This window comes from Microcoleus sp. CAWBG640, from assembly GCF_020883015.1.
GTDB lineage: Bacteria > Cyanobacteriota > Cyanobacteriia > Cyanobacteriales > Microcoleaceae > Microcoleus > Microcoleus anatoxicus.
In genome coordinates, this window is record NZ_JAHRFC010000055.1 from 21,113 (window position 1) to 33,877 (window position 12,765).

The window sequence follows — 12,765 nt, forward strand, 5'->3', positions numbered from 1 at the left end:
GTATGCCAAGTCAAAGCTAGTTGAAATAAACATATCTCCTGTACGGACATAGTGCTTGGTCAAAATACACTAGACTCATTTGGCGCAGTGCTTCAGTTTTAATCACAGCCGTCTTTCCACTATCACCTGCTGTGTTGCTTAACGAGAAGTCAATATCAGAAAGCCTTCCACATCGAACTTCCCAAATTGAAACTATGTCACCGCGATGAGACCGATCGAAACCGCTTACAGTCACTAATACATAACGAAAGGTGAAGTATATTCCTGATTTTGCCAGATGTCCTTTCGGAATGTTGGTTTCGAGAGCTACCTTGATCTCTATTCCAGATTCAAAATTACTATTAACAGATACCAAATCGGGAAACTTGTGGGAACCATTGCGAACAAACTGTCCGCCCGAATGAAGAGCTACTCCAGCACCTAGTAAGTTACCAAAAATAGAAGATAAATTTGCTAGTTCAACTGTACCGCCGGCGAGACGCTCCAAACCGCCTTCAAGCAAACTAGAATCTATCGAATCTATCACCGTATACGCATGGAAAATTGCATGGCATAGCATTTCGGGAGTCAGACCGATAGAATTTAGTGCATCAGTGTTTCTGCAACATGGCAGCATTTCATTTGGAGAGAGGCGTGACAGGCTAGTAGTCTGAGGTCTAGACTCAGAGACAAGATGTGGTTCTATTAAGCCAGTAATTGTGACACCAAGAGCCAAAGCTAAGGCAGACAACGTACTAATTGTGACATTTAGTTCCCCAGCTTCTACCTTCTGAATGTGGCGGGGGTTCAACCCAGCCCGATCGGCAAGTTGTTCTTGGGTTAAACCTTGCTCCCTCCGCAGAACACGTACTCTAGTCGCGAGGGCCTGCAAAAGGTTATCAGGAGGGGTTAGTGAGTCATCATTGTTCATTCCGCCATATTATTAGCAGCTTAATTTTATCACCACGCCATGAAAGGCGTGTTTGCTCGTTCCCAGGCTCTGGCCTGGGAATGCTTTCCCAGAGGCTCTGCCTCCTGTTTTTGTCCCCAAGCGAGGCAGAGCCTCTGGATCTCGGTTCCCAGGCTCTAGCCTGGGAACCAGTTAGAACCAGATTTGATATATCACTCGCGAGGGAAATCTAAAATCCAAAATGGATTGACACGGGCCCCCCCTATGCGGCTACGCTTTTGAGTAAGAGGTTGCTTTGCTTGTAGAGAAGGCAGCCACGTCGTCGCCCGAAAATCTAGTTGCACTCCCTCCGCTTCGCTTCGCCCAAAGCTGCGCCAACAGCAATGGACAGCTAACCGCCAAACTGGGACTAGCAGTCTGGAGGCTCCGAGAATCTTAACATTCTCTGTAGCCGCCCTGCTATGTGTTGAAATGCGGGGCGGCTGGGTTTTTGGGTTTTTCTAGAAAACCCAAAACCAGGAGAAAATAATATGTCACAGGAATTTTTGCCTGATGATCACGAATCTGAACGGCCAAATGACGAATCAGCACCAGTATCGGAACAGGATGTGGTGTGTGTAACGGTTACAGGTTCGCCCCAGGGTGTGAGGGAAACGATACTCACTTTGTACCGACTGGGTTTTGCGGAAGTGGGGGATTGGAGTCCGGTACAGCGTGCGGCTAATCCTAAGCAAGTTATGAGCGTGCTGATTCGCCGTCGGAAGCTCAAAGTCTAGGTGTTGGCTGGTTTTGCTCGTTCCCAGGCTTGATTGCTCGTTCCCAGGCTCTGGCCTGGGAATGCCTTCCATGAGGCTCTGCCTCCTATTTTTGTCCGCTAGCGAGGCAGAGCCTCTGGATCTCGGTTCCCAGGCTAGAGCCTGGGAACCAGCTAAACCAGTAGTCTCTTGACAAGACAATGCGGTTGCATTACCATAGATTTGAACCGCCAGATTTAGAGGTTGCTATGGCTGCAATACTAGCCCTATACTCAGAGTCTACTCTGACCGATCGCTATCAGACTACAGTTCCTGAGCCAGTTCGCAAAGCCCTTGGCTTGAATAAGCGTGATAAAATCTGCTATACGATCGACTCTGACGGTCAAGTAGTCATTTCTCGTGCTAACTCGACAGAAAGCGATCCGATACTTCGACTGTTTCTGAAATTTATTGCACGAGATATGGGACAAAATCCTCACCACTTACAAGCAATTAGCTCTGATTTAGTCAGTCGTGTTCAGTCCTTAGTTTCTGAAATTGATCTTGATCTGGATGCACCACTCTCGGATGAGGATGAATAAGTTTGTCTGTAAATCAGCCGCTGGTGATTAATGGGTGGAATATATTTGCCCATCCTCTCTTCCTCAACCAGTTTGAAGAACTTCTGACGCAAGTTGAACATTTGCGTCAGAAGTATCCTCAAGACTACAAGCATAAAAATGCTACAAAGCGTTTAGCTGCCATAGCAAAGCTGGCATTTGATGTTATTCCTCAAGATCCAACACGTAGTGATTATCGCCAGGGTGATACGCTAGGAGATGATTATAAGCACTGGTTTAGAGCTAAATTTTTTCAGCAGTACCGACTGTTTTTCAGATATCATCAAGAGGCTAAAATTATTGTTTTCGCCTGGGTGAATGATGAGAACTCTAAGCGAGCTTATGACAGTAAGACAGACGCTTATCGAATTTTCAAAAAAATGCTTGAAAGTGGCATCCCTCCAGACAATTGGGATGACTTACTCAAAGATGCCAAAGGTGAAACTAATCGTTTAGATCAAGCAGTCCAAGCAGAAATTTAACTGTAAAAATAAAATAGTTTGCTGGTTCCCAGGCTAGAGCCTGGGAATGCCTTCTATGAGGCTCTGCCTCCTGTTTTTGTCCGCAAGCGAGGCAGAGCCTCTGGATCTCGGTTCCCAGGCTCTAGCCTGGGAACCAGTTAAAGGTTAATAAACCCAGATTTGGTATATCACTCGCGAGGGATGGAAGAAATGGCTGCGATCGCGCAAGTTCGTTCTATCCCTCGATATATTGCCCTGTAAGGGTTTCAACAATTTCGATGGTATGCTCGGAGGTGGTTTGCAGGTACAAATTTGCTATCCCTCGCAAATGGCCTCTGGACACCTTGCGGTGTATTGGGTGTATAATGCAGGGGTCCCCACTCGTTGGGGAAACTAATTGAATGGAAACGGTACAAATATTGCTTTATTGTGGCATCGCTCACAGCCAGTCCCCACTCGTTGGGGAAACTAATTGAATGGAAACTTGCAGCAATGAAATTTTTAAAGTTCATGATAGATAGATTCCAGAGTCCCCACTCGTTGGGGAAACTAATTGAATGGAAACTCGTTCTCGTCTGTTTTGGCGTAATACCAGAATGGAGTCCCCACTCGTTGGGGAAACTAATTGAATGGAAACTTAGCAATTGTGAACTCTGTTCTTGCTAATTCAACGCCATTTTGTCGTTGAGCCGAGGCGGGTTTATTACATTGTTTGTTTCCGACATAAATGGTTAGAAAAAGCCGCCCCTACGATCGCACGTAGGGGCACTTTTTTCTCACAATATTTGCCAAAGCCTCTCAACATGGTTAATCAACAGCACATAATATAGATAAGAGAAAGGAGAAAAGTAATTATGTCCGAACAAGTTTTAAGCAGCGAAACCCAAGGAACCGTAACCTCCGCGCCCGAAATTCCTATGGCTGAAGGGAAAGAGATCGATCGCCCGTTAAGCGAGCCCATCGCCGAATTTCTCCGCATAATTCAGCAAACTCCCAGAGAATATTGGCCAAACTTACTTCAGATGATGCGATTACTTCTGGAAACGGTGACAGTAAAGCCCATATTGTCCGAGCTGGCCCCCACACCTGAGAAAATAGATATGACTAAACTGTCGCTGGAGGAACGGATAAAAAGAAATCAAGGTGCAATTGATTTAATCAATTCATGGGTGGAGGAGGGAGATGAACAGGAACAAACTGAAACTTGGGAATATCTCCGTAAAGTTTTAGATGAAGACCGTCTTTCTAATCGGCTATTATTTCCATATTCCTGCTATACTTTCAACTACAAATATTCACAGCAGATACCGTTGGCGACACCAACAGCAGGGCGAAAACAATGGAAACAGTCGAAACAATGGAAACAATAGATACTCGCACCCAAACCCGCTACTGGGGCAAAGTTACAATCATCGACGCTGGCGATCGCTATAAAATCAATCGCATCGAACTCAAACCGGGCCACCACATCAGCACCCAAATGCACTATCACCGCAGCGAACATTGGGTTGTCGTCTCCGGTACCGCTAAAGTGATCTGCGATGACAAAGAAACTATTTTGATGCAAAAACAGTCAACCTACGTTCCCATGAATGCTGCTCACCGTGTGGAAAACCCTGGCGTGATTCCCCTGGTGATGATTGAAATTCAAAATGGCGAATATCTCGGCGACGATGACATCATTCGTTTTCCCCAAGATGCTCACGAAGAAGATTAATCCTTGACAATTAAAAGTGTAGGGGCAGTTTCTGAACTACCCCTACATTTTTATATTAAAGTTGTTAAGCACGATCGTCTGATATCAAAATAGGCGATCGCCCTAGGGCAGTGCAGCATTCTTCAACTCTACATTGGCCATATTTGCATTTCTGAGGTTAGCGCCTGTCAAGTCGGAACCCACCAAATTTGCACCAGTCAAATTTGCACCGGTCAAATTTGCATCCCGTAGGTTGACTCCCACCATATCCATTCCGAACAAACTCCCACCTTTGAGAGTGACATTGGCTAGATTCAACAATGACTGACGAACATTTTTGAGGTTTGCGCCAGTCAAATTAGCACTTTCCAAATTAGCTCCGATTAGATTCGAGCTGCTGAGATTGGCATTCTTCAAATTCGCAATCACTAAACCAGCCAAATTCAGATTAGCACGGCTCAAGTCAGCTTGCTCCAAATTCGCACCGTGCATCCTCGTAGCGATTAAGCTCGCACCGGCTAGTTTGGCATTTTTGAGATTGGCTTGATTCAGCTTGGCTTCATTGAGATTCGTTCCCCTCAAATTCGCCCCACTCAAATTCGCCCCATTCAAATCTGCACCGCTGAGATCTATACCAGAAAGTTGCGCTCCTGTCAAGTCACAACCGGAACAAATTTTGGTTTCTAGTAACTGCTTGACTTCTGCGGGATTTTCGGCTTTCACTGGAGAGGCAAAACCGATCGCAATTAGTAACCCTGTAGCTGCCAAAATCTCAAACTTCATATACCCGCTCCCACCAAATCTCTACTTACAAATTTAGTTTATTTTTGAAGGATCTTGAGCGATCGACATCTGGATATAGTGTGATTATTATCACTGTGTTGTGTACCCCAAAAATGCTATAATTTTAGATGTTTTAACAAAGTTAAAATTTGTTAAAAATTATTGCTTTTTCAGGAACCAAAACGGAAAAGCTTGCGTCGGTTCTAAGCTAACACCTGTAATATTTTTTTGAGCAAAAGTATAATCTTTATCCTGCCAGAGGGGGATGAAAGGTACATCTCTACCTAGTATGTCTTGAAGTTCACCAAAAATGGCGTTGCGGATTTGTGGGTTTGGTTCTTGGCGCTGTTTGGCGATCAGTTGATTCACGCGATCGTTATAATAAAACGAACCCTGACCCTGGCTAGCACCCTTGGAACAGCCGCCAGCAACCGAACCTTCGGCACAATCTAAAAATGGCTGTATATAGTTATCGGCATCGAAAAAGTCGGCGTACCAATCCACTAACACCGCAGGATAAATTCCCTTCTCAATATTTTGAAATAAAGTGGGAGATTCCACACTATTAACTTCTATCTGTAGAATTCCCTCCATCTTGAGTTTAGCTATGGCCTTGATGGTACTCGCCACTAAACCTCTTTTTGCGGAAGATGAAGGATACCAGATTTGCAATACTAAAGGATTTGCTGCTGAGTATCCCGCTTTAGTCAATAATTCCTTGGCTTTTACCATGTTGGCATCGCCGTAGAGTTCTTTGAAAACGGGTTTTTGAACGTCAAAGGTTGTGGGAATCAGACTGTACAGTGGCTGTGCTTGTCCACGGAGTACGCGATCGTTAATTAGTGGGCGATCGATCGTAGCTGCGATCGCCTGTCTCACATATATATTATCCAGGGGTTTAGACTGGATATTCAGCGTCATATAACTGACGGTACTACTCTCGGCCTCGAATTCCTGCCATTTCCCTTTTTTTGCTCCCTCATCCAAACTGCGAACTTGATCTGCATCCAGAGATAAATAAGCAACATCGATCGCACCCGTGCGAAAAGTATTAAACAAATTGGCGGAACTAGAAAGCAGCAACAAATCTATTCCTTTATTTTGGGGTTTTTCTCCCCAATATTTATCAAATACATCTATTTTGAGAGAATCGGTGCCATACTTGGCTAGCTTGTAGCGTCCGGTTCCCACAAATGTATCTGGTTTAAATTTACCGTCGCCAATTTCGTAAGCTTTCGGAGAAATGGCACAAGTACCAGCAAAGGTTAGCATGGCCGGAAAAGCCGCAAAAGGCTTTTTTAATTTAACAGTTAACTCATATTCGCCCGTCGCTGTCACTGATTCTACAGCATCACCTAACAGGAAAGCTGGACGGCCACCATTTTTGATAAACCGCTGTAAAGAAAACTCCATTGCTGCGGCATTGAAGGGTGTATCATCATGAAAAATCACCCCTTGACGCAGAGGAATTATATAGGTTAATCCATCGGGGCTGATTTTGGGCATGGCTGTGGCTAAATCCGGGATTAACTTTGTAGTTCCCGACTCATAGGTGTAGAGAGTGTCGCCCAAATTGTGCAACAATTGTGCTGATATCACTTCGTAGGCATCCCCAGGGTCGATCGTCCGCAGTTTCAAGGTTGTGCCAATGGTAATCCGATCTTTTTGAGTATTGTCAGCGCCAGAGTTAACCGATGGATTTGTCGGCTGTCGGCAGCTTATAATTAAACAGCAGCAAAGACTCAACAGCGCTAGAACTTTAATCACCGAAGGTCTGATAAATATTTTTAGCAGCCACCTAGCTGTTCCCATTGTCATTTTACGCAATAATTCCCAAGTACGTATCATTAATCCAGAATCCAAAATCTAAAATTGCCCGATGCCCTCTGCCCCATTCCCGATGCCCAAATATCAAATTCCTTTGAGTAAAGTGCGCCAATCTCGACAGCGTTTGAGATAAATGCGAGCCACCCGATCGCTAGGGTTGTTCCGCAAACACTCTTCAAACAATTTTCCCGCTTCTCGAAACTCCTTGCGATCGCACAATAACATAGCTTCATTATATATGGGCAAATTTTCTAGCTTTGCCAATCTCACCTCCTCTGGTTCGGCATCAAATACTTCATAAACTGTTACAAATTGAGATTTTCCTTTGACCTGTACCTTATCGACGATGCGAACAGCATAATCAGCCGGATTTCGCAACTTCTCAAAAGTGGCATGAGAAATTAACAGCGGTACGCCGTAATCTTTAGTCAATCCTTCAATCCGAGAGGCCAAATTAACCGCATCACTAATCACAGTGCTATCCATCCGACTTTTGCCACCCACTGTCCCCAACATCAAAGAACCTGTGTTAATGCCAATCCCAATTTGAATGGGGATGTATCCCACATTTTGACGGTGTTTGTTGTAGTCTTTGAGAATATTTAACATAGCAATACCAGCCTTAACAGCATCATCGGCACAGTCGCTAAATAGAGCCATAATTGCATCACCTATATATTTGTCGATGAACCCATTATTTCTAGCAATAGCCGGCTCCATCCGCGACAAATAAGCATTGATAAAATTAAAATTTTCTTGGGGTGTCATGGTCTCAGAAAGCGTTGTAAAATCCCGGATATCCGCAAATAAAACCGACATTTCTTGCTGTGTTTGATCTCCCAAATTAACTTCTATAATGCTTTCATATCCCAGTAAATTTAGAAATTGATGGGGAACAAACCGCCCATAGGCATCAGTTAATTCTGATTCGGCATCTAGGGAGGCTTCCAGACTTTGATTGAGGAGAGAGAGTTCATTAATAAACTTATGGCGATCGCTTTCTGCTTGTTTACGTTCTGTAATATCTTGAAAAACTGCGATCGCAAAAGCCACACTACCATCCTCGTCAAAAATTGGTGTTCCCCAAATCTCGATCGGAATTATATTGTCGTGTAGATGAACTTCCATATCCTCAGCCGTGGAAGTTTCGCCCTTCAAAGCTCGGACGATGGGCAAATTTTCGCTCGGATAAATAGTATCAGTACCCGCGAGATAAATTTGATAAACTTCCGACAAATTATCAACGGTATTTAATGGTAAAACCCCTTTGCCGAGCAACTGCTTTCCCGCACGATTAACATAGCAAGGTTGGCCTTCAAAATCAAGAACTACCACTCCGATGGGAATAGCTTCCAGAAACTGAGCCAGCCGCTTTTCTGCTTCGCGCACTGCTTGCAACGCCCGATAGCGTAACTCGCTTGTCAGATTATCAGAGTGGGCTGCACTGGTTTCCAACAAAATTTCCAGATCCGCTTTTTCCTCTTTCAAGTCTTCCACTTGCTGGCGCAATCTTTCGAGTTCCAAAACTAGCTGTTCTCTCGATGGTTGTTCTTCTAACATAACCCTAGAACTTGCGCCTTTACCAACAGAAAATTGCATCATCATTCCGAATCCCAAAGGCTCTGGCAGTTCCTACACTAATTCCACCACTAAAGCAGGCATTAGACGTTGCAAATTCTTCAAAGATTTACCTTGCCAAGCGACAGATTTAGAGCCTTGTACCGCCATTTGCACCCCAGGTTTTTTTCGCATCTCAATGATGAACTTCGACAGCATACTGATCCCCGAACTGTTCAAAAATTCTAACTGCTGCAAATTCAGAATAATTTTTTCCGTTTGCGTATCGGCTACATCGCCGAGCAACTGGGTAATCGGCTGGTATTCTTCGGGCCCGCTTAGTCGCAGGGAGCCGGAAAAACTCACCGTGGCTGTCTCTCGATCGTAGCAGATGTGGTATTTTTCTGTCTTAATTTCCATTGTGGCGAAAAAAGTTGCTTAAGTTGGATAATTGATGCCCGATGGGCTTATAATCTTAGTTGTACCATCGTGGTGACGGCAATGACTTCCGGGTCCTGTTGAACCGTCTCGAACTTCCAGCCCATCTTGGCGCTGTAGTCGTTGAGCATAGTCAGCAAGCCTAACCCTGAAGCGGTACAGTTCTCATCAGCAGCATTTTTTTCTAACTGCTCAATATACATCTCGCTGGGGTCGCAAAGCAGCAATTTCTGAATGTAACCCTGAAAATTGTCAACAGCAGAAGCCGGAATGCTGTTAGCCACGGAGAAAATTAGCCCGTCCTTCTCCAATTGCAGTTTAATATCGATCGGGTAATGGGAATTTTCATCGTTAAACTTCATGGCATTTTCCAATAACTCATTAGCAATATAGCTAACGGCACTTTTCACCTCCGCTTGTCTTGTCAGTGCTGAGCCATCCTCTTGAGTCCCCGGAAAAAAAGTCGTCAAGTAGTCCGCGAGGAAATCAGCCGATAAACCGTTATTCCGCCATCGTTGCTTCAGGGGAATAGAACTAGGGGAAAATCCAATGATTAAATATTCTTGGCTGGGAGTCGGTTCGATGAAATTACCGAAGATCTGATTCATGTTGATTAGTCTGTGGTCTGTTAGTCTTAGTTCTTTGTGAGGAGTTATTTGTGATTATGTAGTGTTGATTTACAGGCGGTTATTTATGAATTTTGGGTTTTCATAACTAACTAATCTATCCTAACCAATAACTGATAATCAATTATTATTTTTGTTTGAGAATCAGCAATGTGATATCATCAAATACTTTTTGTTCGCCGATGTGCGATCGCACATCGTCAATGACAGCGTACCTGATTTCTGATGCCGTTCGTTGCCAATTTATTTGTATGACATCAATTAACCGCTCTAAACCGTAAAGCATCTTATCCATATTTTCAGCTTCCGTAATCCCATCAGTGTACAGCACTACCACATCTCCTTTATATAACTGCACCATTTTTTCAGCAACAAATTCAGCAATATCTACATCCAGCCCGATGGGGAAACCCAAATCGATAGTATCAAACCGCTCTACAGAACCATTAGAACGCACCACAATCATTTCTTCGTGCTGACCGCTCAATTTCAGCATTCCTTCCTCATAGTCTAGCAAAGCCAAGGTAGCATTCTTGTCAGATTTCATCCGTTGTACATTATCGTAAATAGCCCGATTAATAGCACTTAAAAATCGAACGGGATCGGGTTCATTGTAAGCCAGCAAAGTCCGCACAGCCGTTTGAACCATAATCATTAAAACACCACTCTCTAAGCCATGTCCAGTGACATCGCCGATACCAATCTTTACTCTACCATCTTGCTGAAGTACATCATAATAATCGCCTCCTACTTCATCGGCAGATTCCATAAATCCTGCAATATCTAGACCGATGACTGCCTTAAGTTCTCGGTCTTTCGGCAACAGCATTTGCTGAATTTTGCGAGTAACATCTAATTCGGCACTCATCCGCACATTTTCGGCTTTGAGGCGATCGTTTAAAACAGTAATTTCTTGGTTCGCATAAACCAATGCCTCAGCAATTTTGTTGAATGACCTCACAACTTGTCCCAATTCATCTTTGTTATCCAAATTAATTTTGTAATCAAGATTCCCTCTTGCCATTTTTTTGGAAGCTTCATCCAGTACCAATACAGTTTCCATCACCGACTGATAAAAAGATACAAATACATAAAATACTATGGAGAGACTCAAAAAAACAACTATTGTAATTGTTCGCTTTTTGTTCATAAGATGTTCAATACGATTATGTAGTAAGACATCTAATTCGTCTAGGGTTTTATCCCACAGATCAAAACTTAATTCTAGCACTCTTTCAGTTGAGTCAATATAGGCATAATACTGAACAGTTTCCGATGGATAGTTTAGTTTATCTAGACTTTTAGATAATTGATATATAAGAAAAATAAAGCTTTGCACATCATTATTTAATTTGGGCTTTAAATTGTGTTGTGGATTGTTTATAAACGCAACATTCATGTTAAACTCTAAAGCCTCACTTAATTCTCTTAATTTTACAGAAAGAGCAATATATTGGGTTCTATCATCTTGTGTAGCATTTGACTTCAGGCTGGTTTTTTCAGAAATCCTTCTGATTTCTGAAAGATTTTTTTGAATTTCGGGCAGTTTCAATAAAGTAGCATCCATTAAGTAATAAGTGTCTAAGTCGGGGTCTAATATTAAATTAGAACTATCCCCAACATCAGCAGCCAATTTATTAATATTTGCTAATAATGTTTGATATAAAAAGTCATAGGTTTCTAAGCTCCACTGGTGGCGACGCAGTTTAAAATTTTGCCAAGTAAGATAAGTTTTATTCATTTTTTCTGAAGATTTCAATAAACTTCCGATCCTGCTATCAGTATTGGCAAGATTTTGAAATTTAGAGTCTATTGTTGCTTCTAGTTCTGCCCTGAACTCTGGTCGGCTTAAATTTGTATTTAAAGGCTGATAATCTAAAAGTTGAAGTTGCGGTATGTGCTGTCTCAATTGTCGCAGGGGGCGCAGGTATTCATTGCCGTAAATTTCTTTTTGAGAAAAATTTACCTGGCTATTAATCTCGGAAATCAGCAGGTATATGACCAATGTTAAGGGCAGGGCAAAGAGAAAGCCAATTAGGATAAATTTTTGGGGATAGCTCAGACGATTCATTAAATGGACACCGAAGGATTTTTGGTTCATATGTGACACAATCCACAAATATTTTACTCAATTAGTAGCAAAAGCTACTAATTTTTTTGGATCATTCCTGAAAAAATCAGTTTTGACGCACCATCAGAAGTTTGGCGAGGATTAATATACTTATTTCCTGAAACTCTACTCTAGAGACAGAATAAGACGATACTTACATCGCTGCACTTGTAATGTTAGTTCTTGACAAAGGAACCAACACTAACATTAGCAGTGTCTACATAAGTATTGTTAGTGTTGTGTTCAGCAGCGATCGCGCCGCAGTCTGAAGTGAGGTGGAGGGCTTGTAATGAAACGAATTTCCGAAAATAACTCTCAAGACAGTCAAAACCAAGCCCAAAAGCAGCCCAGGCCTTTAGTCTTGGCTTTGGTGTTAACAGGAATTCTGGCATTGGAAATGTATCCGAGTCTGGTAGATACCGCTGCTGCTAATGCTGGGGCGCTGAAACATTCCTTAACCAAGTTGGAAAGCCAACAACAGCCAAGCATCAAGGAATTTGTGCCCACACCTGTTCTGGAAAACATCAGCTATTCGGAATTTGTAGGGAATAATTTAACTTCCGAATTAGACAATTTGGCTCAAGGATCGCCCCAAAACCCCCCAAGCCAATTGCCCGCTTCCATCGTTGAGGCTGTTCGAGTGGACTTGTCGCGCCAAACTGGTATTGCTGCTGGAGGGTTACGAGTGACTGAATCGACGCGCCAAACTTGGCCGAATACTTGTTTGGGAATCTCGACAACTAATGAGTTGTGCGGCCAAATGATTGTGAAAGGTTGGCGGGTTGTGGTTTCTGATGGCCGCCAAATTTGGGTTTATCGCACCGATGCTAGGGGAAAGGTGTTGCGTTTGGAACCGAAAAATTGATGTGTAGCTGTCGCCAAGTTGCTATAAATCAATTTATCACAGAAATTGGGTCTAAAACCCCGTCCTTATAGGACGGCTTTGTTAGCAGAAGTAAAAACATTGAATCTTTTCCATAAAGATATGTGACAACATCAGATAGAACGTTGTCCTACAATATAC

Annotated in this window: 13 protein-coding genes and 1 CRISPR repeat array; of the genes, 6 read left to right on the plus strand and 7 right to left on the minus strand. The window is 43.1% G+C overall.

Going from position 1 to position 12,765, the window contains the following annotated elements; genetic code table 11:
• Positions 1 to 16: 16 nt before the first annotated feature.
• Positions 17 to 910 carry a helix-turn-helix transcriptional regulator gene (locus tag AAFP11_RS22095; protein ID WP_341738989.1) on the minus strand — a complete coding sequence of 298 codons (894 nt, stop codon included), beginning with the start codon at positions 908 to 910 and terminating at the stop codon, positions 17 to 19.
• Positions 911 to 1,419: 509 nt separating this feature from the next.
• On the opposite strand from AAFP11_RS22095, the gene AAFP11_RS22100 reads away from it, so the two are divergent.
• From AAFP11_RS22100 to AAFP11_RS22120, 5 genes are all read left to right on the plus strand, one after another.
• A complete protein-coding gene (locus AAFP11_RS22100) occupies positions 1,420 to 1,665 on the plus strand; it encodes a hypothetical protein (protein ID WP_341738990.1) in 246 nt (81 codons plus the stop codon).
• Between the two features lie 227 nt (positions 1,666 to 1,892).
• The gene (locus AAFP11_RS22105; RefSeq protein WP_341738991.1) at positions 1,893 to 2,225 is read left to right on the plus strand and encodes a type II toxin-antitoxin system PrlF family antitoxin; all 333 of its coding nucleotides are present in this window, start codon (positions 1,893 to 1,895) and stop codon (positions 2,223 to 2,225) included.
• A gap of 2 nt (positions 2,226 to 2,227) precedes the next feature.
• Positions 2,228 to 2,725, plus strand: coding sequence for a type II toxin-antitoxin system YhaV family toxin (locus AAFP11_RS22110; protein ID WP_341738992.1), 498 nt, complete (start codon positions 2,228 to 2,230; stop codon positions 2,723 to 2,725).
• A gap of 351 nt (positions 2,726 to 3,076) precedes the next feature.
• A CRISPR array of direct repeats spans positions 3,077 to 3,343; the repeat unit is 38 nt; unit sequence AGTCCCCACTCGTTGGGGAAACTAATTGAATGGAAACT.
• A gap of 215 nt (positions 3,344 to 3,558) precedes the next feature.
• A complete protein-coding gene (locus AAFP11_RS22115) occupies positions 3,559 to 4,074 on the plus strand; it encodes a hypothetical protein (protein ID WP_341738993.1) in 516 nt (171 codons plus the stop codon).
• Complete coding sequence (locus tag AAFP11_RS22120) at positions 4,062 to 4,421, plus strand: cupin domain-containing protein (protein ID WP_341738994.1); 360 nt, start codon at positions 4,062 to 4,064, stop codon at positions 4,419 to 4,421. Before AAFP11_RS22115 ends, AAFP11_RS22120 begins: the two co-directional genes overlap by 13 nt.
• A gap of 102 nt (positions 4,422 to 4,523) precedes the next feature.
• On the opposite strand, the gene AAFP11_RS22125 is transcribed toward AAFP11_RS22120, so the two are convergent.
• The 6 genes from AAFP11_RS22125 to AAFP11_RS22150 form a co-directional block, all read right to left on the minus strand.
• Positions 4,524 to 5,183, minus strand: a complete 660-nt coding sequence (locus AAFP11_RS22125; RefSeq protein ID WP_341738995.1) for a pentapeptide repeat-containing protein — start codon at positions 5,181 to 5,183, stop codon at positions 4,524 to 4,526.
• Positions 5,184 to 5,342: 159 nt separating this feature from the next.
• On the minus strand, positions 5,343 to 7,031 hold the full coding sequence (locus tag AAFP11_RS22130; protein ID WP_341738996.1) for an ABC transporter substrate-binding protein: 1,689 nt from the start codon (positions 7,029 to 7,031) through the stop codon (positions 5,343 to 5,345).
• A gap of 63 nt (positions 7,032 to 7,094) precedes the next feature.
• Complete coding sequence (locus AAFP11_RS22135) at positions 7,095 to 8,615, minus strand: adenylate/guanylate cyclase domain-containing protein (RefSeq protein ID WP_341738997.1); 1,521 nt, start codon at positions 8,613 to 8,615, stop codon at positions 7,095 to 7,097.
• Positions 8,616 to 8,642: 27 nt separating this feature from the next.
• Positions 8,643 to 8,987, minus strand: a complete 345-nt coding sequence (locus tag AAFP11_RS22140; RefSeq protein ID WP_341738998.1) for an STAS domain-containing protein — start codon at positions 8,985 to 8,987, stop codon at positions 8,643 to 8,645.
• A gap of 47 nt (positions 8,988 to 9,034) precedes the next feature.
• Positions 9,035 to 9,613, minus strand: coding sequence for a DUF6272 family protein (locus AAFP11_RS22145; RefSeq protein ID WP_341738999.1), 579 nt, complete (start codon positions 9,611 to 9,613; stop codon positions 9,035 to 9,037).
• A 145-nt stretch (positions 9,614 to 9,758) separates the two neighbouring features.
• Positions 9,759 to 11,732 (minus strand): PP2C family protein-serine/threonine phosphatase, encoded by a 1,974-nt coding sequence (locus tag AAFP11_RS22150; RefSeq protein WP_341739000.1) that lies wholly within the window; start codon positions 11,730 to 11,732, stop codon positions 9,759 to 9,761.
• Positions 11,733 to 12,030: 298 nt separating this feature from the next.
• Between AAFP11_RS22150 and AAFP11_RS22155 the strand changes: the two genes are divergently transcribed.
• Entirely contained in the window at positions 12,031 to 12,606 is a 576-nt protein-coding gene (locus AAFP11_RS22155; RefSeq protein WP_341739001.1) for a hypothetical protein, read from the plus strand.
• Positions 12,607 to 12,765 lie beyond the last annotated feature (159 nt).

Coding starts and splice junctions, on each gene's coding strand:
- AAFP11_RS22095 (WP_341738989.1), bottom strand. CDS start 910: ATGAACAATGATGACTCACTAACCCCTCCTGATAACCTTTTGCAGGCC.
- AAFP11_RS22100 (WP_341738990.1), top strand. CDS start 1,420: ATGTCACAGGAATTTTTGCCTGATGATCACGAATCTGAACGGCCAAAT.
- AAFP11_RS22105 (WP_341738991.1), top strand. CDS start 1,893: ATGGCTGCAATACTAGCCCTATACTCAGAGTCTACTCTGACCGATCGC.
- AAFP11_RS22115 (WP_341738993.1), top strand. CDS start 3,559: ATGTCCGAACAAGTTTTAAGCAGCGAAACCCAAGGAACCGTAACCTCC.
- AAFP11_RS22120 (WP_341738994.1), top strand. CDS start 4,062: ATGGAAACAATAGATACTCGCACCCAAACCCGCTACTGGGGCAAAGTT.
- AAFP11_RS22125 (WP_341738995.1), bottom strand. CDS start 5,183: ATGAAGTTTGAGATTTTGGCAGCTACAGGGTTACTAATTGCGATCGGT.
- AAFP11_RS22130 (WP_341738996.1), bottom strand. CDS start 7,031: ATGATACGTACTTGGGAATTATTGCGTAAAATGACAATGGGAACAGCT.
- AAFP11_RS22135 (WP_341738997.1), bottom strand. CDS start 8,615: ATGATGATGCAATTTTCTGTTGGTAAAGGCGCAAGTTCTAGGGTTATG.
- AAFP11_RS22140 (WP_341738998.1), bottom strand. CDS start 8,987: ATGGAAATTAAGACAGAAAAATACCACATCTGCTACGATCGAGAGACA.
- AAFP11_RS22145 (WP_341738999.1), bottom strand. CDS start 9,613: ATGAATCAGATCTTCGGTAATTTCATCGAACCGACTCCCAGCCAAGAA.
- AAFP11_RS22150 (WP_341739000.1), bottom strand. CDS start 11,732: ATGAACCAAAAATCCTTCGGTGTCCATTTAATGAATCGTCTGAGCTAT.
- AAFP11_RS22155 (WP_341739001.1), top strand. CDS start 12,031: ATGAAACGAATTTCCGAAAATAACTCTCAAGACAGTCAAAACCAAGCC.